Origin of the sequence: Gangjinia marincola (genome assembly GCF_039523415.1) — a bacterium.
In the GTDB taxonomy this organism is placed as follows: Bacteria; Bacteroidota; Bacteroidia; order Flavobacteriales; family Flavobacteriaceae; genus Gangjinia; species Gangjinia marincola.
In genome coordinates this window covers 209,178-231,083 of the sequence record NZ_BAAAFG010000002.1, presented here as the reverse complement: position 1 = coordinate 231,083, position 21,906 = coordinate 209,178, and the positions used below count along the sequence as shown (strand labels likewise).

Below are 21,906 nucleotides of genomic sequence, written 5' to 3'. Positions count from 1 at the left end.
AATAATTAAAAAAGTGAAGCCGAATTACAGGAACCCGACTTCACTTCGTACTAATCAACTGCAATGCCTAAGGATTATTTTTTGATGAATTTTACACCTTCACCTTCTGCAGTCTTTATCAAGTAAGTTCCTGCGCTCATATGCTGTGTGTCATAACTTTTAGCCTGACGTTTCACAGCAATTCGCTTACCGGTCAAATCGTAAATCGCAATATCGGTGACCTTATTGAAGTACAGAATTTCTTCTACTGCATTAGGGTACACACTAAAGCCTTCTTCCGGTTTTCCATCAAAGTCTGGCGTTGAAAGTGCGCCAATCGCATCTGCATTATCAAAGCCAGTAATGGCAAAGGTTAAGCTGTTGTTGTATGGAAAAGGATTATCTGTAGAAGGATGTTGAGAGTTCACCAAGACTGATTTACCATCTGGTGTTCCCACCGCTCCAGTGATTTCTGCACCACGCGGAGTTTGAGTTAACCTGATCATATTATCGATCGTAGGATTGTCTACACTCATGTCAAGAATGTACATCTCGCACATTCTATCATTAGGATATTCTGCCGGTGTTCTACCAAAGGAAGTTCCGTTGAGATCCTCTTGGACAAGCATGAACGTTTTATCCTCACCATCAACATTGGTGTATAAAAAATTAAGCCCATCAGGATTAGAAATATGTTTATCTGGATAGTTCGCTAGGGTAGGGCTTTCATCAAAGAATGGTCCTCCCTCAAAGAAAACAGTTACTTCATCAGTTGCAGGATCATACTCAAGGATTCTACCGTAGTAATCCCAGTAGTTATCATCATCGGGTCCTGTTGCGCCTTGCTCAGTAGCTCTGGCGATGTGATGAGGAGCGTATACTGCTCCCGCAGCAGCTTCATCAGCCCATCTTGAAGCCGGGTTGTCACGACCTGTTTCAGTCATATATACTTTCCCAGTATTTTTATTATAGGCTACCCACTCTAGACGATTAAACATGGTAGCTCCACCAGCAACTGCCTCATCGGCATAGTTAAGCATCTTGTCAAAATCCTCATTGTCAATTTCAACCCAATTACCGTCGCCACCAGCTGCGTCATGTTTATAAACGTATAACGATCCATTTGTGAAGTCTCCCGGAATATCGGCCACAAATTTTGTGAAGAACCCGGGGGTTGCATCTGCACCTGTATATACAGTTCGGTTATCATTGGCTACGGTTCCACCTTCAAAGGGTTGGCGGCCCCAGTTATACTGCTTTCGTATGGCTTTAGCCTGGCGGGGATCAACTTCTACCATCCAGTTGAAGTTTTGGTATTTCTCGATGGTTTGAAAGTTTGCAAATTCAAGCTCAGTATACTTAATGGTATAGTCTGATAAGTCGCGCACTGCAGGAGTGATATCGTCGTTTGAATTTCTAAACCATTCTTCTGCTGTCCAGATACGACCGTCAATTCCAGAGTTGATACCACCACAATTCATTCCTGTTTCACCCACATTGGCAAAGTCCACATTAAAGAATGAACCTTCACGACCATCAGTCAGTTTTTGATCGATAACATATAGTTCGTCGGTTACCGGATCTCTTCCCAAGAGAAAAGCGGTCATACCGCCACCATCTCCAATCTTATCGTCAGAAATGATCATCTCATGATTTACACTTACCCATCCTAAAACATTAGGATCATCAGTACAGTCATCATTATCATTAAATGGAGTAAAACCAATAAAGTCATGCCATTGCTTGGCAGGAACAGATTCATTGATGCCGGTTTGTACCTGGTCTTCCCCACCTACAAAGATCACTTGAAATTGAAAAGGAGATGGAGGCATCACCACTTCAGTCGCCTCCCAGTCTACGTCTACTTGTAATTGAGACTCAAATGTGTTTTGAGCAAACGATACTGCAGATGCTATCAGCGCCGCAGTACCAAGGATAATTTTTTTCATTGTTTAGTTTGTTTGATTACGTGTGGCTAAAGTAGAAGCAGACTGTTAGGGCAGTCTTACACATAGTTTATCAAACAACTATTACAATGTTAATTTTATTAAGATTTCATTACTGAAGTTTAGTTATGAACAGGTATATTTAATATTCAAGTAATCTCAATAACCTTATTCTAACATTAAATTAAAATCACTATTTATGTTAATTATGAGCTCAAAGTAACCACGGTAGGGGGTGAGTAATGAGAAGAATTAATTTCCTTTATTCGTTGAATCGGCAGCTTTTTTCTTTCTTCCAAAAAGTCCTCCTAAAACATCTTTAGCGATATCCTTTACAGCGTCTTCGGGTTTTACCTTGGTAGAATCTTGTTTCACCGCAGTGCTGTCCTTCTTATTTTTATTAAAGATGTCACTAATTACCTCATTGAGCTTATCTTCTCCTTTTTCTTTGAGTTTTTCTTTTTGCTTAGCAACAATTTGTTGCGTGAGATTTGTAATCGCAGCTTTTGTATTTAGTTTTACAGTAGGGTTTAAAAACGATCCTGTAAGCTGAATGGGCAAATCTACCTTCATCGTATTAACCTCTTCTTGACTTAATGAAGCTAATTTACCACCAACTTCATCGCCCAGGTATTTTGCAGGGATGTCCAACGCCACATTATAGTTCAATTGGTTATCAAAGCCATGACCACCGCTAACGTTAACCTTAATGTCCTTAACATCAAAATCAAAGGGTTTAACGTTGATCTGCCCATCTTCAAAAGCTACTTGAGTCGTAAGGTTGTTTAGGTTTATCTTATCTAAATCCACAAAATTTAATTGTTGATCCAGCTTGCTCAACAATGGTGTTTGAGAAGAGTTTACCTTTGCTTCTAATAAGGTGGCCAGCGCATTCCCTTTTACACTATTTAGTACTGGAGTAAGGTCTTTAGTAAGATTTCCATCTAATGATAAAGTGGTATTGAATGAGCCGGCTAATGCTTTTGCAATAGGAGCCAATCCTTTTATAAGTTCCATTTTCTCAAAAGTTTCGGCAATGTTGATCGCGTTTAAATCTACATTCATGGCAAATGTGGGAATTTCATTTTTTGTAGAAACGTTTCCGTTTACTGCGATTTTTCCCTTAAAGATATCTGAGGTGAAATTTTTGATTTCAGCTTTTTCATCTTTAATAATTGCAGTCCCTCTTGCATTGGTAAGGCTTAGATTGTCATATAAAATTTTATCTGCCCTAAAGTTTAGCGTAGCATCTAAAAACGACGGAATCTTAATCGCCTTGTCAGAAGAATCAGATGTATTGTTACCATCAGAGGTTTTAGATGAATCACCAGATTTTTTAGGATTGTTCTCTGCAATCATAAAATCATTTAAGGCAAACGTGTTGGATGAAACATCAAATACTCCTTTTAAATTTTGATCAGTAAATAAATACCCTAACAAATTATTGATTGTACCCGTCGCTCTCATATCAGTACTGCCAGAGGTTAATTGCATTTCTGTCAATTTTAATGTTCCCGGAGTAAAAGAAAGTGCAGCAGCAGCTATTTGCACGGGGTTCGGAATTTCTGGCGAAGAAAAACTAAATCCTTTAATCGATGCAGAACCCTGGCTTTTGACATTTTGATACTGTTCATTTTCAAGAGAAGCCATGTCAAAATTTGTAGTGAGATCAGCATTTAAAATTCCTTGTAATTTTTGTTCCAGCTCTAGCGGATACGCCTTGTCAAGATTAGCCAAATTAAGTGTTCCTTTTACCCCTAGATTCACTAACATATTTTGAGTTAGATTTTTTAGACTTCCGCGAAGCGCAAATACATCTTGATCAATTCTAAAGGTGGCTTGATTAATATTGACGTAGGTGTCATCTATTTTTCCGGTTTCATTGATAATCTTCGTATCTATGGAGATATCCTCTACTCGCTTGGGCAAGTCTGAAAATTTGAAGGATGCATTATTACTTGTAATGGCAATGTCCATGGTGGGTATCGTATTTTCATCTGCAATACCCTTAATTTTTCCATCTACGATAAAGTCCCCGGTGGTAGTAACTCCGTCAAGGTTTTTTCGGTATACTTCGGGAATAACGGCAAGAAAATTCTTAAAGTCAGAAGAAGGTGTTTTAAAGCTGAGGTCAATTTCATTATTATCTTCATTGACCTTCACGAATCCATCAAACTCAAGTGGAAGATCATTTATATGCGCACTATTTTCAAGAAATGTATATGTTTGATTCTCTAAATTAAGCTGAAAATTAGCATCTAGGTCGAGATGGTTTTCATTTAAATAGTTAATGCCGTCAAAAGCAAAAGATACATTTCCGCTAGAGGTAGTCTCCAGAATAAATTCATTTGCCGAAAAATCACCTGTTCCTTCATGGGTAAAATCAGATAGCGTCAAATACGTTGTGGAGGCTTTGTCATCATAGACAAGACTGGATTCATTAATCTCATAGTGATTAACGTCAAAGGTAAAACTTTGAGAAGCTTGCGTACCTTCGGTTACTTGAGGTGCATCAGACGTAACGGCAATATCGTAGTTTGCATTACTTAAAGAATCTACTTTAATGAGAATGTCGGCTTTATTGACGATGAGTTCATCTACTTTTATGGCTTCTTCGGCACCTTTGAACAGCTCTTTGACAGACATTTTTAAAGAAAGGTTTTTCACAAAAGCTAACGTATCGCCTTCAAAAGGAGCATTATTAATTACGCTAACTCTATCAAGGGTTAATGTTGCGTTGGGGAATCCTTTGAGTAGACTCAAGCTTAGATCCTGCCATGCCACGCGCGCATTTAAATTGTCGTTAATAGCTTTGTTTACCATCTTTTCCAGATTTCCTTTAAAGATAAATGGAGCGGCAATTAGGAGTATAATGAGAATTCCCAGTACAATACCAATTATTTTTAATGCCTTTTTCATGAATATGTGGTTGTTATAATGTCGTTGATTCGTTTGCTTCTATAAACGCAATTTCCTTTCCATTTAATTCAAATCTTTTGTTAAATAAATAAACGCCAAGATAAAGCAGGGGTGTGTCTAATGCAGCGACTAAAACTTTAAATAAAAATCCACTTAATAGCAGGCTCCAAAATAGTTCCCATTTAATTTCACCAAAGCCGCACAGGAGTAATAAAATGGCGGCAGTATCTACAAATTGAGATAAAAAAGTAGAAAAATTATTCCTTAGCCAAAGATGTTTACCCTTTGTAAGGCGTTTCCAAAAATGATAAATATAGATATCGATATATTGAGCTAACAAATAGGCCAGCATACTAGAGAATACAGCGATTGCAGTCGCTCCAAAAACGTTGGTAAAAACCTCATTACCAATGGGCGACCAGATCGTTGCCGGTGTGGCATCTGCCACAAAGACGATTAGTAGTGAAAAGAACGAAGCGAAGATTCCTGCGGTAACCACTTGATTGGCTTTTTTCTTCCCATAAATCTCGCTAATCAAATCTGTGATTAAAAAGGTAATGGGATAGGGTAAAATTCCTACCGAAATTTCAAACGTATATATCCCAAAAAAATCCCAGCTAAAAAACTTTTGAAAAATTAAATTAGAAACTACCAGAGAGGTGATGAATAATGCACTCAAAATCATGTAGATTCGATATGCAACCAGGCGGTCTTGAAATTTCAATATAAATTTTATTTAGTTAGTGGTGTCAAAGTTAGTGGCATGTGCATTTGTTTTACTTAATTTGTTGTGAAAATTAGGTTTAATACATTGAATACTCCGCAGATCGCATATATTTCTTTAGGCACTAATCTTGGTGATAAAGCGCTTAATCTTCAGCAAGCAATCGGGGAAATTCATTTAAACGCAGGTGAAGTTGTTGGGATATCTAAAGTCTATCAAACTCCAAGTTGGGGTTTTGAAGGTCATACTTTTTTTAATGCCGCGCTAAAAATTTTGACCAGGCTTTCGCCGAAAGAACTGCTGGAGGCCTTATTGGCTATTGAAACTACATTAGGCCGAAGGAGGTCCACACCTAAAGGATATGAAAACAGGCTGATTGATCTGGACATTCTTTTTTACAGTGATACTATAGTTAACGAACACTACCTGAAGATTCCGCACCCCACTCTACAAGATCGCAGGTTTGTATTACAGCCAATGATGGATCTGGATGAAAGCTTAAACCATCCTGCCTTTGATATGTCTATCGTGGAGCTGCTGGAGGAAACAACAGATAAAGATCCTATCGAAGAAGTAGAGGTAATACTTGAATCATCTAAAAATTCGTGCAGTTTAACTCAATTTAGGTATCTCGCCATAGAGGGAAACATTGGTTCCGGAAAAACTAGCTTAGCGACAATGATCGCACAGGATTATAATGCTAAACTGGTATTAGAGCGTTTTAAAGACAATCCTTTCTTACCTAAATTTTATGAAAATGCGAGTCGCTTTGCTTTCCCGCTGGAAATGTCTTTTTTGGCAGACCGCTATCAACAACTTAAGGATGAATTGGCTCAATACGATTTATTCAAGGATTTTATAGTGAGTGATTATGATGTATTCAAATCACTCATATTTGCAAAAATCACGCTGGCTGAAGATGAATACAGTCTTTATAAAACACTATTTGATATTATCCACAAGGATTTGGTCAAGCCTGATGCTTATGTGTATTTATATCAAAATACTGAACGACTTTTAGAGAACATCAAAAAACGCGGTCGTCAATACGAACAAAATATCCAACCTGAATATCTTGAGAAAATCAATAAAAATTATTTAGCCTACATCAAATCTAAGCAGGATGCGAATGTTAAGATCATTGATGTGTCAGCTTTGGATTTTGTGGCGAAAAGAAAAGATTATTTGGCGGTGTTGGAGGAGATTGGGTGATTTAGGAATTTGCATTTATTTTGCCCCAAAAGTCCCACATCACCATTCCTGCGCTCACTGCAATATTCAGCGAATGTTTATGTCCAAACTGAGGGATTTCTATAGCCCCATCACATTGTGACACCACCTGTTGTTGGACTCCCTTTACCTCATTACCAAAGACTACCGCGTAGGTCGTTTTCGGATTTGGTTCAAAATTATTGAGCATTACAGCATCACGGGCTTGTTCGATGGCGCATACAAAAATGTGTTGTTGTTGCAATTCTTTAACTACCTCAATCGTATCTTCACGGTACTCCCAGTTCACGGTATCTGTTGCTCCCAAGGCAGTTTTATGAATATCGCGGTGAGGCGGAGTTGCCGTGATACCACAGAGATAAATTTTCTCAATCAAAAAGGCATCGGCTGTTCTAAAGACAGAACCTATATTGTTCAAGCTTCGAATATTGTCTAGGATAACAATCAGCGGAGTCTTAGACGCATTTTTGACTTCCTCCAGACTTTTTCTGTCCAGTTCGTGGTTTTTGATTTTTTGATACTTCACGGCTTAAAAATACATTTTTTAGGCTGTAATTTGTTGAAAAAAGGGGATAACTCTTATGAGCCTTAAAGGTAATTTTAAAGGCTTATTTTTACATTAGCAGTTCATCATACGACTTATATTTTACTATGGCTAAAAAAGGGAAAGTCACTCCTTTAATGAAACAATACAATGCGATCAAGACAAAGCATCCTGACGCCTTACTATTGTTTAGAGTCGGTGACTTTTATGAAACCTTTGGTGAAGATGCTGTGCGCACTGCCCGCATTCTTAATATTGTACTGACCAATAGAAATAACGGTGGTGAACGAACAGAACTTGCAGGATTTCCTCATCACTCTCTTAACACCTATCTGCCTAAATTAGTAAAGGCAGGTGAGCGGGTTGCGATTTGTGATCAATTAGAAGATCCTAAACAAACTAAAACGATCGTAAAGCGCGGGGTGACCGAGTTAATCACACCCGGTGTAGCCTTTAATGATGAAGTGCTTCAAAGCAGATCGAATAATTTTTTATGTTCTGTACACTGTGCAAAAAAAAATTATGGTATCTCTTTTTTAGATGTATCTACAGGTGAGTTTCTTACTGCACAGGGCGATCGAGAATACATTGATAAATTACTTCAAAATTTCAATCCCAGTGAGGTGCTTATTGCGAAACAGCGCAAAGCTTCTTTCTATGAAAATTTTGGAAAAGAATATCACTCTTTCTACGTTGAAGATTGGGTTTTTAAAATTGACTACGCTCATGAACAACTTAATCAGCATTTTAATACATCTTCCTTAAAAGGCTTTGGCGTAGATCATCTGGAAGAAGGAATTATTGCTGCCGGGGCGATTTTATACTATCTCAATGAGACGCATCATAACCAATTAAAACACATCACTTCGATCAATCGCATTGTCGAAGATCAGTATGTTTGGATGGATAGGTTTACCGTACGCAATCTGGAGTTGTATCATTCGCATGCCGATCAGGCGGTTACTTTAATTGATGTGATTGACAAGACAATTTCTCCCATGGGATCGCGTATGCTTAAGCGTTGGTTGGCGCTTCCGCTAAAAAATCTTGAATCCATCAAAAAGCGTCATGAAGTAGTAGCGGTTTTTGTGTCGAATACTCCTTTTTCGGCAAAAATGGTGAATTACATTAAGCAAATAGGAGATTTAGAACGGCTTATTTCAAAAGTGGCAACCACTAAAATTTCACCTCGTGAAGTCATTCAGCTTAAAAACTCTTTGGAGGCAATTGTTCCCATTAAAGCACTGGCTGTTTCTGCGGAAAATGAATCGCTCCAGATTATAGGAGAGCAATTACAACCTTGTGACTTGCTGCGACAAAAAATCAAAGAAACCCTATACGAAGATGCGCCAGTTAATATTTTGAAAGGACATGTGGTGGCCGAAGGTTTTTCTGAAGAGCTGGATGACTTGCGTAATATCGCATTCAGCGGGAAAGATTATTTGGATCAAATGTTGGAGCGGGAAGCCCAGGCTACAGGAATTACGTCTTTAAAGATCGCCAGCAACAATGTATTTGGCTATTATATTGAAGTGAGAAATGCCCATAAAGACAAGGTGCCTGACGCTTGGATTAGAAAACAAACTCTGGTCAATGCAGAGCGTTATATTACTGAAGAACTCAAAGAGTATGAAGCTAAGATTCTAGGTGCCGAAGAAAAAATTGCTTTACTGGAGCAGCAAATATTTCAGCAATTGGTAGAGTGGATGATAGAATACGTAAAGCCGATTCAACAAAATGCTCATGGAATTGCACAGCTGGATTGTTTATCCGGTTTTGCCGCTCTGGCACGAGAGAAAAACTACGTAAGACCGAGTGTTGATGATTCTTATGAATTACGAATAGTGGATGGTCGCCATCCCGTAATTGAACAACAATTACCTGCCGGTCACCCCTACATTGCTAATGATGTTTTTCTTAATAGAGAAGATCAACAAATGATTATGATCACGGGTCCAAACATGAGTGGTAAGTCAGCCATCTTGCGCCAAACAGCCTTGATCACTTTACTGGCCCAAATAGGTTCTTTTGTTCCGGCTAAAGAGGCAAGTATAGGTAGAGTAGATAAGATATTTACCCGTGTGGGAGCGAGTGATAACATTTCTATGGGCGAATCTACCTTTATGGTAGAGATGAATGAAACGGCCAGTATCTTAAACAATATAAGCGATCGCAGTTTGGTGTTGTTGGATGAAATTGGAAGAGGAACAAGTACCTATGATGGGATTTCTATTGCCTGGGCGATAAGTGAATTTTTGCATGAACATCCTGCCAGACCTAAAACGTTATTTGCAACACATTACCACGAACTCAATGAAATGACCGAAACCTTTGATCGGATCAAGAACTACAATGTTTCAGTAAAAGAATTAAAAGATAATGTACTGTTTTTGAGAAAGCTCATTCCCGGCGGGAGCGAACATAGTTTTGGGATTCATGTAGCCAAAATGGCCGGAATGCCACAACAAGTACTACATCGGGCAAATAAAATCCTAAAAAAGCTTGAGCAGTCTCACAGCAGCGAAGAACTAAGCGGAAACATCAAATCTGCCACAGAGCGTGAACCTCAATTAAGTTTTATCACCTTAGATGATCCCTTGTTAGAAGAGATCAAAGAAGAGATATTAGGGATTGATATTGACACGCTTACTCCGGTAGAGGCCTTGATCAAATTAAATGAGATTAAACGCATGTTACGACCAAAAAAAACAAATGCATAAACAGTGCGGTGATTTTTCTAAAAAAGACTTTGCTGAAACGGGAAAAGTATTAAATTTGCATCCGCCTTTGAAAACAAAGGTAACGTTCATATACTTTGCGAAAATAGCTCAGTTGGTAGAGCGCCACCTTGCCAAGGTGGAGGTCGCGGGTTCGAATCCCGTTTTTCGCTCAATAGCTTAACAATATTAGTTGCTCGGATGGTGGAATTGGTAGACACGTTGGACTTAAAATCCAATGAACATTAGTTCGTGCGGGTTCAAGTCCCGCTCCGAGTACGGAGAAACCCTCACGCATAGCGTGGGGGTTTTTTGTTTTACGGAGTAAAACACGGGACTTGTGTTCACTCCCCAAGAAGTTGGGGGACCGCTCCGAGTACGGAGAAACCCTCACGCATAGCGTGGGGGTTTTTTGTTTTACGGAGTAAAACACGGGACTTGTGTTCACCCCCAAGAAGTTGGTGAGCCCCTCTGAGTAAGGAGAAGCTATTACTCATAGTGTGGGGGTTTTTTGTTCATGAAATCCACAATTGAATAGTCGCAGCGCAACATATTCAATAATGCTGCTTGGATTTATCCTGTAGCATTCCAGGAATCTTTATTGAAATTACAGTAATTCGGTAAAAATGTATTGGATAGAGCTGGTTTGTGGGATGTAAGGAGAAGGCAATACGTGGCACTTAATGGTACATAGCTGCTTTTTGAAGATTTTTTTGTTTTCTTTCTTGATCATGTTACGATTTAATGCAAAAGCAATCTTTATTTAAGTTAATTTGCTTAATTTCATGATCTTGTACAATAAACTACTGCTACATGGATAAAAAAATACGCTTCTCTATCTCCAAATTCTCTTTAATTAGTTTCCTTTTACTGGGATTTCTAGCCATCAGCACAAATTTAAACGCACAGTGTACTTCGCAGGAATATAATCCTGCCGAATGTGATCAAATTGCTATCGATCGGATTAATTCATATCGTTCAGATTTAATCGCTGACAGAGCGAATAAAGCTCAGGCAAGTGATATTTATTATCTACAATCTGATAATGTTACCTTTTTAGACGATTTTGATAATACGCAAATAATGAATTCAGCTTACGGAGCCGGAAATTGGACTAAAGCAACTTATCAGGCGCTTAATCCCACGACAGTTTTCGTATCGACCACTACCGTTGTTTTTATGGATGGTAGCGGGGATCAGGTTACAGCATTTCAAGATTTTCTTACCGCGAATACTGCGCTAATAGAAACTTGGGTAAATAATGGCGGAGTCATTTTAATCAACGCAGCTCCTTCACCAGCCAGTCCAAATGTAGATTTGGGATTTGATGGCACTCAATTAATATCCAACACATTCATAGGTTCTGCAGATGTCGTAAATACTAATTTCCCCGCATTTGTAGGGCCAAATACACCCACAGTTACACCAATGGGGGGTGCATTTTACGCTAATGCAAGAGTTCAAGGACCAGGTCTAACGACGATTATGAGTGATCAACTTAATAATTCAAATATCGTTTTAGCAGAAAAGAATCTTGGACTGGGTAAGGTATTATTTGGTGGGATGACGCGCAACTCCTTTCACTCGCCATTCACAGAAAGCCGAAACTGGCGCGTAAACCTTTTCATTTACATGTTTGATTCTGTCATTCAGGAACCTACAATTGAATGTCCTGATGATGTGAATGTCAGTAGTGATGCAGATGCATGTGGAGCAGTAGTAACGTTCAATCCTGCTACAGCCGAAGACATTCAAGATGGAACGTTGATCACGGTTCAAACACAGGGACCTGCAAGTGGCTCACTTTTTCCGCTAGGAGAAACCACAGTTTCTTTTTCCGCTACCGATGGCGATAATAATACGGTAGCATGTTCCTTTACAGTAACGGTCACAGATAATGTTGCACCTGTAGTAATCACACAAGATTTTGTTGCAGTATTAGACGAAAACGGTACGGCTTCTATCAACGTAAGCGATATTGATAACGGTTCATCAGATAATTGTGCCGTTGACGAACTTTCCGTGGACGTGTCTGATTTTACCTGTGATGATATTGGAGATAATGTAGTTACTCTCTCTGCCACTGATGTAAATGGAAATACATCTTCTCAAACGGCAGTTGTTACCGTTGAGGATGTTACAGCGCCTTTCGCTTCAGTAATACAATCATTAGTCTTTGATTTAGATGAAAATGGTGAGGTAACTATTAATCCAACGGTTTTTGATGACGGTTCTACCGATAACTGTAATGAGCTTTTCTTTTCTATTCCGCAAACGGTGTATACATGTGCAGATGTTGGTTTAAATACTATGACATTAACGGTAGCCGATGCAAGTGGAAATGAAACAAATGTTGATGTTGATTTTACGATTGAGGATAATATCATTCCAACCGTTATTACACAGGACATTACGATTAGTCTAGACGCTAATGGGCAGGCAGCTATAGATCCTCAAGATGTCAACAACGGTTCATTTGATAATTGCGATTCGTTAAATTTCCAATTGAATATTAATTCATTTGATTGTAGTAATATAGGGGACAATGTAGTGACCTTAACCATTTTTGATGCGAATGCGAACAGTAGTGAAAGTGATGCGATTGTAACCGTAGTGGATGATTTGGCTCCGGTGATCATTTCTACCAGCGCGACATTAGCATTAGATGAAAATGGTGAGGCTACTTTAGATGCAGCTAATCTTGATGTAGCCTCTTTTGATAACTGCGGAATAGCAGATGTTAGCGTGGATAACGACAGTTTTGATTGTGATGATGTAGGAACGAATTCGGTTATACTCTCTGTAACAGATGTCAACGGAAACACCTCTACTACATCGGTAGAAATTACCATAGAAGATAATATAGCACCAACCTTTGATGCTGATACTCTACCTGTAGATCAAACCGTAAACTATACCACAGATACCGGTTATGAAGTTCTTGATTTCACACAAAACATTACCGGCACAGACAATTGTGGAGTAGATAGTATAACGCAAGATGTTGCTGCAGGAACAGAACTATTAATGGGCGTTTACGTCATTACAATCACTATTACAGATGATAATGGCAATACAACACTTTATACGTTTGAATTAACTGTAGAGGAGGATTTAGGAATACAAGATTCTACCAGTGTTGTGTTTTCTATTTATCCTAATCCTACGCATGGAGAGCTAAACATTACAAGCGAAGATGAAATAGCACGAGTGCAAGTTTTTGATTTGACCGGGAAACGAATTCAGTTTAATGCTGGCATACCTTTGGACGTTTCTATGTTACAAGCAGGTGTGTATGTTATAAAGGTTGAGAGTAACGAACGCAGTGCATTTAAGCGTTTTATAAAGAAATAGCAGATAAGAAAAAGGCTTTTTAATCGTTACTAAATTGATCAAAAAGCCTTTTTATAAAGTGAATTTGTTCTACTGATTCATCTTTTTTACGGCGTCATTAGTCGTTTTTTTTACAGCTTCTCCAGCTTTATTAACTGCATCAGTCGTTTTTTCTTTTGCTTTGTCAATAACCTCTTCGGCTTTATCTGCGGCTTTATGCATAATAGAGTCTACCTTATCTTCGGCATTTTCCATTACTTTTTCAGCATCATCAGCAGCATCTTCCATAATATCACCGGCTTTATCGGCGGCGTCTTCTAATTTTTGAGCTGCATCATCTGCGGCTTGTTCGACTTCTGCCGCAGCTTCTTCGGCTTTGTTCGCAGTTTCTCTACATGATGTTAGAGACAGGGTTAATGCACTAAGGGCAAGAACTACGTAACGTTTTTTCATCTTTAATGGTTTTAGAAATTATATTTCATCAAAGGTATTCATTTTCAGAATAATGGATAAACAGAGATTTAAAATTTCTGTTCTCTACAATTCAATAAGGAATTATTCCATTAAGTTGTGGAAATAATCCATAATATGTATATTTAACGCATGATGAAAAAAACAGATATTCATATTAAGAATTTTAAAGCTGTACGAGAAGAATTGGGTTTCACACAAGCCGAATTTGCTCAGGAGCTGGGCATAAAGAATTCTACGGTTGAGATTGAACGGGGCCGTACAAAGATTTCGGGTAGAGTAATTACACAATTACTACGAAAATACCATATTAATCCCCTGTGGATTTATGGATATAGTATGCAGCAATACCTGGATCCCAAAGGACTTAATGTTTCACCTAAGTCTGTTGTGGTGGACAATCAGGGAAATGAAAATATCTTATTGGTTGATCAAAAAGCAGCCGCCGGTTATCCTCAAAATATTACTGATGCCTCATGGATCGAACAGCTGCCAGCATTCGAATTTCCGATCAAAGAGTATCGAAATGCGACTTACAGAGGTTTTCAAATAGAAGGAGATAGCATGCTGCCACAATTCTATCCTGGTGATTGGGTTATTGCCAAAGCAATTGAAAATTTTAGTGAAGCTAAATCTGGAAGTATATATGTATTCGTATTACAGGATGCTGTTTTGATCAAGAAATTGCAAAAAGTACCTAATGCATTACAAGTTATTTTAGTTTCATTGAATGAAGAATATGCACCCATGCCGGTCAATATGATGGATATAAGAGAAGTATGGGCAGTGAGTAGTAAGCTCACATTTTCACTGGATACCAATAACGATTCAGCTCTGCTTAAAGAGTTACAACAATCAATGGAGGAGCTCAAGGAAGAATTTAGACAATTAAAAAAGGACGCCTCGTAGAGACGTCCTTTAATAGTAAGATCAAGCTTAGACTAGTTATCGTCTGTTTCGTTGATTTCTTCGTTTAATTCACGTTGTGCATTTTCAGTTGCTTTATTAACTTCATTTGCTGCGTTATTTGCTGCTTCGTTAACTTCGTTTGCGCCTTCCTCAATCTCCTGATCGATTTCTCTTCCCGCATTTTCAAAAGCACCTTCGGCATCATCTGCCGCTTCTTCTACGTCATTTTCCATCTCCTCCATACCATTTTCTATTTCTTCTACTTCTTCGTTGGTTTCTTTTGCGGTCTCTCTACATGAAACGACAGAAACAGTTAATAATGCAAGGATTACAAGGCTAAAAATTGACTTTTTCATTAGTGTTAATTATTGATTAGACAACAAACATAATAAACTAATTATTTTAATTGTTAAAATTTTGATATAAATTTATCATAAATCATCTTCAATTTGCCATCGAAGACCTAGTTTTAAAAGAAAAAATGAGTTTTCACGCCCTTTATGAATTCTTAAGAGATCTTCAAAAAAACAACAGTAAAGAATGGATGGATAAGCATCGCAAACGCTATCACGAAGTTAGGGATTGGTATATAGAATGGCTTAATGAGTTAAATGAAGAATTAGCTGCGATCCATGAGGATTATACGGATACACCGGGAAAGAAAGCGATCAATAGGATCAATAATAATCTCCTATATCATCCTAATAAACCTACGTATAAAGACCATTTTGGAGCGGGTTTAGATCAGGCATCAAAGCAAGGCGATTTTTATATTCACTTAGGAACTTCAGAATCATTTATCGCAGGCGGATACTATAAACCAAAAAAGGAAATCCTGGATAGTATTCGAGATGCGATTGATTATAATGGGGATGAATTGAAGAGTATTCTAACTAAATCGTCTTTTAAGGAAATGTTTGGAGAGCTTATGGATGAAGAACTATTGAAAACATCTCCTAAAGGTTTTTCAAGTGATCATAAACATATTGATTTGTTAAGACACAAGAGTTTTGCGGTCTCACATCAAGTCACTCAAAAACAAGTGATGGATGATAATTTTAAGACCTATGTGATCAAGGTATATAAAGAAATGCTACCATTTAGACAGTATCTCAATCAGGCGGTTTCTGTTTGATTCATTACATGCTCCATTATTATCCTGGTTGCACCTGTATTGCTATTGATGTAATGTCCGCAGATCATACCGGTTTGACGCCGAAACTTCTCGTCCATGATGAGCTTAATCATAATATCTTGAAGCTCTTTTGCCGAAGCTACGCTGTATAATCCTGCTAGTTGCCGAAGTTTTTTAGCTTCAGGAAAATCATCAAAATGTTGTCCAATTACTATAGGGATTCCAAAGGTAGCCGGTTCTAAAATATTATGTAAACCAGTATCTCCCATCGCTCCGCCTACATAAGCAATATCTGCATAACTATACGCACGTGTTAGAAATCCAATGGCATCAATAATCAACACATTAACTTGCTGGGGTGTTTGACCGTTAAGGTTAGAGTAGCGAAAACTGCTTACAGCTAGCTTTTCTTCTAGCTGATTGATATGCTTATCATTAATTTGATGCGGGGCAATAACAATTTTAATACGATTTTCTTGTACAATAGGAGAGTTTATAAAATCTATTAAAATCTTTTCATCTTCAGGCCAAGTGCTTCCGCATACGATACACAGTTGATCTTTTACAAAATCTTCTATGAATGAGAGTGTATTATCTTGTTCAATTTGATGCGCTACTCGGTCAAATCGTGTATCGCCACTTACAATGGTTTCTGTAATATCTATGGAATGTAATAGTTGTTGAGAAGCCTGGTTTTGCAGGAAAATGTAGTCAAACGCGTTGAGCGCCTTCCGCATAAATCCTCCATACCATTTAAAATAAAGCTGAGTTTTTTTAAATGCTCCAGAGACTAAATAGGTCTTGCCCTTGAGCTTTTTTAATTGCTGAAGGTAATTTGGCCAGATATCATATTTGATAAAAAAACTAAGGTCTGGGTTGACTATTTGCATAAACCGTTCAGCATTTTTAGGAGTGTCCAGTGGAAGATATGTAATCAAATCTGCCAACGGACTCATTTTTTTATTCTCATACCCTGAAGGTGAAAAAAACGTAAGTACTATAAAATGGTCACTTAATCTGTGACGTATCTCTTGCAATACAGGAACGGCCTGTTCGTACTCACCTAATGAAGCGGCATGAACCCAGATGGTTTTTTTTTGAGTGAGATCGCTATTTTCAAGCGTTTTGAAAATATTTTTTCTACCTTCTACAAACAACCTTAGTTTAGGATTGACTCCTTTGAATAAAGGCAGTAAAGCATCAAAAATATGTATGGATAGGTCGTAAAGGAGCTTCATTGACTGCTAAAATACTTCTTTAGCGCTAATTTGATGGAGATGGAAATGTTATTTTGTATTTTCGTTTCAATCAATCCTAGTTATCCCTCATGAAAAAAATTCAAATGGTCGACCTTAAAGGTCAATATGAAGAAATTAAAAATCAAGTCAACAATTCTGTGTTCAATGTAATTGATTCTGCGGCTTTTATTAATGGTCCAGAGGTACATGCTTTTCAACAAGATTTAGAAGAATACCTTGGTGTAAAGCATGTTATTCCCTGTGCCAATGGGACAGATGCACTTCAAGTTGCTATGATGGGCTTGGGGTTAAAACCTGGGGATGAGGTAATTACAGTAGACTTTACATTTGCAGCTACTGTTGAGGTTATCGCATTGCTTCAATTTACGCCTGTATTAATTGATGTTGATCCAAATACGTTCAATATTGATATAGACCAACTCAAACACGCCATTACGTCTAAAACAAAAGCGATTGTGCCGGTCCATCTATTTGGTCAGGTAGCGAACATGGATGAGATCATGAATATCGCAAAAGAGCATGATCTTTTTGTGATAGAAGATAACGCGCAAGCTATTGGAGCATCCTACCGCTCTAAAAATGGCTCAAAACAAAAAGCAGGAACAATAGGTCATGTTGGAGCCACATCTTTTTTTCCTTCAAAAAATTTGGGATGTTATGGAGATGGAGGAGCTGTTTTTACCAATGATGATGATTTAGCTCATACGATTCGCGGTATTGTAAATCACGGGATGTATGAGCGCTATCACCACGATGTGGTTGGAGTGAATTCAAGATTGGATAGCATCCAAGCTGCCGTATTAAGAGCTAAGTTACCTAAATTAGAAGCATATAACAACGCGCGTAGAAGTGCTGCGCGAAAATACAATGAGGCTTTTAAAGAGGTTGAGCAAATTATTACTCCTAAGGTAGAACAACATTGCCCGTCAAGCGGAAGCAGTAACTACTGCAACGATTGTGATTGCCACGTATTTCATCAATACACCTTGAAAGTGAAAGATGTAGATAGGGATGGTTTGGTCAAGCATTTGAATGAAAACGGAATACCTTGCGGGGTGTATTATCCTATTCCGCTACATAAACAAAAAGCATATGCCGATAAACATTATGATGAGAAGAATTTTGAGGTCACTAATACCATTAGTGATGAAGTAATTTCTCTGCCCATGCATACCGAACTGGATGATGAACAAATTGAATTTATTACTGCTAAAGTAAAAGAGTTTATCCAAAATTAAACCTCACTAGTGATACTTAACCAACTATGAAACATCTCCTAATAACATTTTGCCTTTTTGCGTCTTTCGCAGCGATGTATGGTCAACAAACTTATATTCAATGCGGAAAACTCGTTGATACCCAATCTGGTAAAATTCTTACAAATAAAACCATCATCGTAGAAGGGAACATGATTATAAACATTGAGGATGGAAAATCAACTTCCAGGCGAAACGATGTAACGATTATTGATTTGAGCGATAAGGTCGTTATGCCAGGGCTCATTGACATGCACGTCCATATTGAGAGTGAGACAAGTAAAAATAAGTATTTAGAGCCGTTTGTGTTAAATGATGCCGATGTAGCCTATAACGCACAGGAAATTGCAAAACGTACCTTATTTGCGGGTTTTACAACTGTTCGGGATTTAGGTGGAAGTGGTGTAAATGTTTCGCTGCGAAATGCCATTAATGCCGGTAAAGTAGAGGGGCCAAGAATTTTTACTGCCGAAAAAGCTATAGGTACCACAGGAGGTCATGCTGATCCTACAAATGGAAGACGCAAAGAACTGATGGGAGATCCCGGTCCTGCTGAAGGAGTAATAAATGGTATTGAGGATGCTGCAAAAGCAGTTCGTCAACGCTATAAAAATGGAGCTGACTGGATTAAGATCACTGCAACAGGTGGTGTACTAAGCGTAGCTAAAAGTGGAAAAAACCCTCAGTTTACCGAGAAGGAAATGAAGGCTATTGTTACAACAGCAAAGGATTATGGCATGCAGGTAGCTGCACATGCGCACGGTGATGAGGGCATGCAAAGAGCGGTGAGAGCCGGAGTGAAGACCATTGAACATGGAACGCTTATGAGTGCCGAAACTATGGCGTTGATGAAAGAAAAAGATGCCTATCTCGTTCCAACGATTACCGCAGGAAAATACGTGACAGGAAAAGCTAAAATTGAAGGCTATTACCCTGCGATTATAGTTCCTAAAGCCTTAGAAATTGGGCCTAAAATTCAGAATACGTTTAAAAACGCCTATAAAACCGGAGTCGGAATTGCGTTTGGAACAGATGCAGGGGTATTTCCTCATGGAGAAAATGCCAAAGAGTTTGGGTATATGGTTGAAGCAGGCATGCCGGTGATGGAAGCTATTCAATCGGCAACTGTAGTAAACGCGAAAGTACTTGAAATGGATGACCAGTTAGGTCAGCTCAAAAAAGGATTTTTAGCCGATATTATCGCAGTGAATGACGATCCTACCAAAAAGATAGAGACAATGGAAAATGTGGTGTTTGTGATGAAGAATGGTGAGATCTATAAAAAATAAACAACACTTTAATAATATAAAGTGCCTTGTGAATGTTTCAGAAGGCACTTTTTTGTTTTAGGATATTATGCTCGCCGTATAATATTATACAGTATTGCAATTATTGCTATTACCAGCAAAATATGAATTAGACTACTTGAACCTATGCCGGCAATAATGCCGAAAAATCCAAGTAACCAGAGTACGATACAAACTACGGCGATAAGCCAAAGAATACTTCTCATAATGTTATAATTTTATGGTTGTATTCTAAAGTAGGGAAAAATGATTTGGCTTTAATTAATTGATTGTCAAAAGCCTGTAATTTGGTAAAGGATTAACGAGGATTCTTAAGATTTTGCAAAAAAAATTAGATTTCTACTCCGCTGGTTTCTGCTGATCTATCTATTTTCTTTACAAGTCCTTGCAAAACTTTTCCTGGACCAACCTCAGTAAAAAGAGTTGCCCCATCTGCAATCATTTGTTGTACAGATTGGGTCCATCTAACGGGAGCTGTGAGTTGTTCCATCAAGTTCTTTTTGATTTCTTCAGGAGAAGTAACTGCGCTGGCGGTTACGTTTTGATACACCGGGCATGATGGATTGCTAAAGATAGTGGCTTCAATAGCTAAAGCTAGTTCTTCTCGCGCAGGCTCCATCAAAGGAGAATGAAAAGCTCCTCCAACAGGAAGAATGATAGCTCTCTTCGCACCCGCTTCTTTCATCTTTTCACAGGCTTCTTCAATCGCCAATACATCTCCAGAAATTACAAGTTGACCGGGACAGTTATAGTTAGCGGCCACCACAACGCCATTGGTTTCTTCACACACTCGTTCAACTACATTATCGTCTAGTCCTAATACAGCAGCCATGGTAGAAGGACGCATTTCACATGCTTTTTGCATGGCCATTGCCCGCTTTGAGACAAGCTGAAGTCCATCTTCAAACGTCAACGTGCCATTAGCTACTAAGGCAGAGAATTCTCCCAGGGAATGTCCCGCAACCATATCTGGTCTAAAATCATCACCCATAACTTCACTAAGAATAACAGAATGTAAAAAAATAGCGGGTTGAGTAACTTTAGTTTGCTTTAAATCCTCTGCAGAGCCTTCAAACATAATGTCACAAATATTAAACCCTAAGAGATCATTCGCATCTTCAAATCGCTCTTGAGCTTTTGGATATTTCTCGTACAGATCTAAACCCATTCCTGTGAATTGCGCCCCTTGACCTGGAAAAATATATGCTTTCATACTATTCTTATTTGAGGGTAAAAATACTTATTTCTTTCTATATGTTAAATATGTAAATGCGTAATCGTGACGATCGTCTTTATGGTGATGTTGTTCACGGATTACTTCCCAATTTTTATCGTCTATTTTAGGGAAAAATGTATCAGCTTCAAACGTACCATGAACACGGGTAAGTTCAATTTTATCAGCGTAGGGCATAGCTTGATCATAAATCTCTCCTCCACCAATCACAAAAACTTCACTTTCATCTTCAGCTAATTTAAATGCATCTTCCAGGTGGTGAACTACGATGCAACCTTCTGGTTGGTAATCCTTTTGACGCGTTATGACTATATGTGTACGATTGGGTAATGGCTTTGGGAAAGATTCAAAAGTCTTTCTCCCCATGATAATGAAATGTCCTGATGTAATTTGTTTGAAGCGCTTAAAATCATCTGGTAGATGCCAGACTAAATCATTTTCTTTTCCCAGTGCATCATTTTCAGCTGCAGCGGCAATCATTGTGATGGTTGTACTCATGAAGGGTTTGAATCGTTTTTTGGAAGCGGGAGTTGTGGATCGTTGGTCGTTTTTTTTTCAGGGAGAGGGTGATTTTTTTCTACTTCTTGCTGTAGTGCTGCTATTTTCTTTTTTTGCTTGGCTACTAAACGTTCCAGCTGCTCTTCTTCCCATTTTTTTCCGATAAAAGGATTTAAAACAAAGACATTGAGCAGGTGTATTAAAAAGACAAATGTCCATAACAAAATAGCCCATACAAACCAATCTGTATTTAGAATAGTAAAGTCTTTACCATATCCTAATACGAGATTAACTACGATAAGAAGCACAGCACCGGCTAGAAAAATGATAAAGTGCCGGTAAAGATTTTTCTTTTTCTTAATACGTTCTTGTGCGTGTTCAAAAAGGATACGCTGTTCGTGATCAATTTCGGTTTCCTTTTTCTTTTTTGAAAACATAATAAGGA

Annotated in this window: 18 protein-coding genes and 2 tRNA genes; 9 read left to right on the top strand and 11 right to left on the bottom strand. The window is 38.3% G+C overall.

The genetic code is table 11. The features are described from left to right. Positions 1-74: 74 nt before the first annotated feature. The 3 genes from ABD000_RS02580 to ABD000_RS02570 form a co-directional block, all read right to left on the bottom strand. On the bottom strand, positions 75-1,928 hold the full coding sequence (locus tag ABD000_RS02580) for an alkaline phosphatase PhoX (RefSeq protein ID WP_343763420.1): 1,854 nt from the start codon (positions 1,926-1,928) through the stop codon (positions 75-77). Between the two features lie 249 nt (positions 1,929-2,177). Continuing rightward, positions 2,178-4,844 (bottom strand): AsmA-like C-terminal region-containing protein, encoded by a 2,667-nt coding sequence (locus ABD000_RS02575; protein WP_343763418.1) that lies wholly within the window; start codon positions 4,842-4,844, stop codon positions 2,178-2,180. 13 nt (positions 4,845-4,857) lie between these two features. Continuing rightward, on the bottom strand, positions 4,858-5,529 hold the full coding sequence (locus ABD000_RS02570; RefSeq protein ID WP_343764014.1) for a queuosine precursor transporter: 672 nt from the start codon (positions 5,527-5,529) through the stop codon (positions 4,858-4,860). 105 nt (positions 5,530-5,634) lie between these two features. Between ABD000_RS02570 and folK the strand changes: the two genes are divergently transcribed. Further along, the gene (gene folK / locus ABD000_RS02565) at positions 5,635-6,780 is read left to right on the top strand and encodes a 2-amino-4-hydroxy-6-hydroxymethyldihydropteridine diphosphokinase (RefSeq protein WP_343763416.1); all 1,146 of its coding nucleotides are present in this window, start codon (positions 5,635-5,637) and stop codon (positions 6,778-6,780) included. A 1-nt stretch (position 6,781) separates the two neighbouring features. Here the strand turns inward: folK and ABD000_RS02560 are convergent, their stop codons facing one another. Further along, positions 6,782-7,324, bottom strand: a complete 543-nt coding sequence (locus tag ABD000_RS02560; protein WP_343763414.1) for an RNA methyltransferase — start codon at positions 7,322-7,324, stop codon at positions 6,782-6,784. A gap of 125 nt (positions 7,325-7,449) precedes the next feature. Between ABD000_RS02560 and mutS the strand changes: the two genes are divergently transcribed. The 4 genes from mutS (at position 7,450) to ABD000_RS02540 (ending at position 13,413) form a co-directional block, all read left to right on the top strand. Beyond that, complete coding sequence (gene mutS, locus ABD000_RS02555; RefSeq protein ID WP_343763411.1) at positions 7,450-10,062, top strand: DNA mismatch repair protein MutS; 2,613 nt, start codon at positions 7,450-7,452, stop codon at positions 10,060-10,062. A gap of 97 nt (positions 10,063-10,159) precedes the next feature. After that, positions 10,160-10,232 (top strand) — tRNA-Gly (locus ABD000_RS02550). Positions 10,233-10,254: 22 nt separating this feature from the next. Further along, positions 10,255-10,338: transfer RNA gene (locus ABD000_RS02545), tRNA-Leu, on the top strand. Positions 10,339-10,872: 534 nt separating this feature from the next. Further along, positions 10,873-13,413: an HYR domain-containing protein gene (locus ABD000_RS02540; RefSeq protein ID WP_343763409.1), complete on the top strand. Its 2,541-nt coding sequence runs from the start codon at positions 10,873-10,875 to the stop codon at positions 13,411-13,413. A 69-nt stretch (positions 13,414-13,482) separates the two neighbouring features. Here ABD000_RS02540 and ABD000_RS02535 read toward each other — a convergent pair whose 3' ends face one another. Beyond that, positions 13,483-13,845 carry a hypothetical protein gene (locus ABD000_RS02535; protein ID WP_343763407.1) on the bottom strand — a complete coding sequence of 121 codons (363 nt, stop codon included), beginning with the start codon at positions 13,843-13,845 and terminating at the stop codon, positions 13,483-13,485. Positions 13,846-13,995: 150 nt separating this feature from the next. On the opposite strand from ABD000_RS02535, the gene ABD000_RS02530 reads away from it, so the two are divergent. Continuing rightward, positions 13,996-14,772, top strand: a complete 777-nt coding sequence (locus ABD000_RS02530) for a S24 family peptidase (RefSeq protein ID WP_343763405.1) — start codon at positions 13,996-13,998, stop codon at positions 14,770-14,772. A 32-nt stretch (positions 14,773-14,804) separates the two neighbouring features. Here the strand turns inward: ABD000_RS02530 and ABD000_RS02525 are convergent, their stop codons facing one another. After that, positions 14,805-15,128, bottom strand: coding sequence for a hypothetical protein (locus ABD000_RS02525; protein ID WP_343763402.1), 324 nt, complete (start codon positions 15,126-15,128; stop codon positions 14,805-14,807). Positions 15,129-15,253: 125 nt separating this feature from the next. Here ABD000_RS02525 and ABD000_RS02520 point away from each other — a divergent pair, with 125 nt between their 5' ends. Beyond that, a complete protein-coding gene (locus ABD000_RS02520) occupies positions 15,254-15,907 on the top strand; it encodes a DUF2461 domain-containing protein (RefSeq protein ID WP_343763400.1) in 654 nt (217 codons plus the stop codon). On the opposite strand, the gene ABD000_RS02515 is transcribed toward ABD000_RS02520, so the two are convergent. Further along, on the bottom strand, positions 15,889-17,145 hold the full coding sequence (locus tag ABD000_RS02515) for a 3-deoxy-D-manno-octulosonic acid transferase (RefSeq protein ID WP_343763398.1): 1,257 nt from the start codon (positions 17,143-17,145) through the stop codon (positions 15,889-15,891). The two genes, ABD000_RS02520 and ABD000_RS02515, sit on opposite strands and share 19 nt — an antisense overlap. A gap of 89 nt (positions 17,146-17,234) precedes the next feature. Here ABD000_RS02515 and ABD000_RS02510 point away from each other — a divergent pair, with 89 nt between their 5' ends. Further along, on the top strand, positions 17,235-18,404 hold the full coding sequence (locus ABD000_RS02510; RefSeq protein WP_343763395.1) for a DegT/DnrJ/EryC1/StrS family aminotransferase: 1,170 nt from the start codon (positions 17,235-17,237) through the stop codon (positions 18,402-18,404). Between the two features lie 26 nt (positions 18,405-18,430). Next, positions 18,431-19,711: a metal-dependent hydrolase family protein gene (locus tag ABD000_RS02505; RefSeq protein WP_343763392.1), complete on the top strand. Its 1,281-nt coding sequence runs from the start codon at positions 18,431-18,433 to the stop codon at positions 19,709-19,711. Positions 19,712-19,776: 65 nt separating this feature from the next. Here the strand turns inward: ABD000_RS02505 and ABD000_RS02500 are convergent, their stop codons facing one another. The 4 genes from ABD000_RS02500 to ABD000_RS02485 form a co-directional block, all read right to left on the bottom strand. Further along, positions 19,777-19,935, bottom strand: coding sequence for a lmo0937 family membrane protein (locus ABD000_RS02500; protein WP_343763388.1), 159 nt, complete (start codon positions 19,933-19,935; stop codon positions 19,777-19,779). A 125-nt stretch (positions 19,936-20,060) separates the two neighbouring features. Further along, complete coding sequence (gene fabD, locus ABD000_RS02495) at positions 20,061-20,942, bottom strand: ACP S-malonyltransferase (protein ID WP_343763383.1); 882 nt, start codon at positions 20,940-20,942, stop codon at positions 20,061-20,063. A 27-nt stretch (positions 20,943-20,969) separates the two neighbouring features. Next, the gene (locus ABD000_RS02490) at positions 20,970-21,461 is read right to left on the bottom strand and encodes a dihydrofolate reductase (protein WP_343763378.1); all 492 of its coding nucleotides are present in this window, start codon (positions 21,459-21,461) and stop codon (positions 20,970-20,972) included. Next, positions 21,458-21,898, bottom strand: a complete 441-nt coding sequence (locus ABD000_RS02485; protein WP_343763372.1) for a 2TM domain-containing protein — start codon at positions 21,896-21,898, stop codon at positions 21,458-21,460. Before ABD000_RS02485 ends, ABD000_RS02490 begins: the two co-directional genes overlap by 4 nt. Positions 21,899-21,906 lie beyond the last annotated feature (8 nt).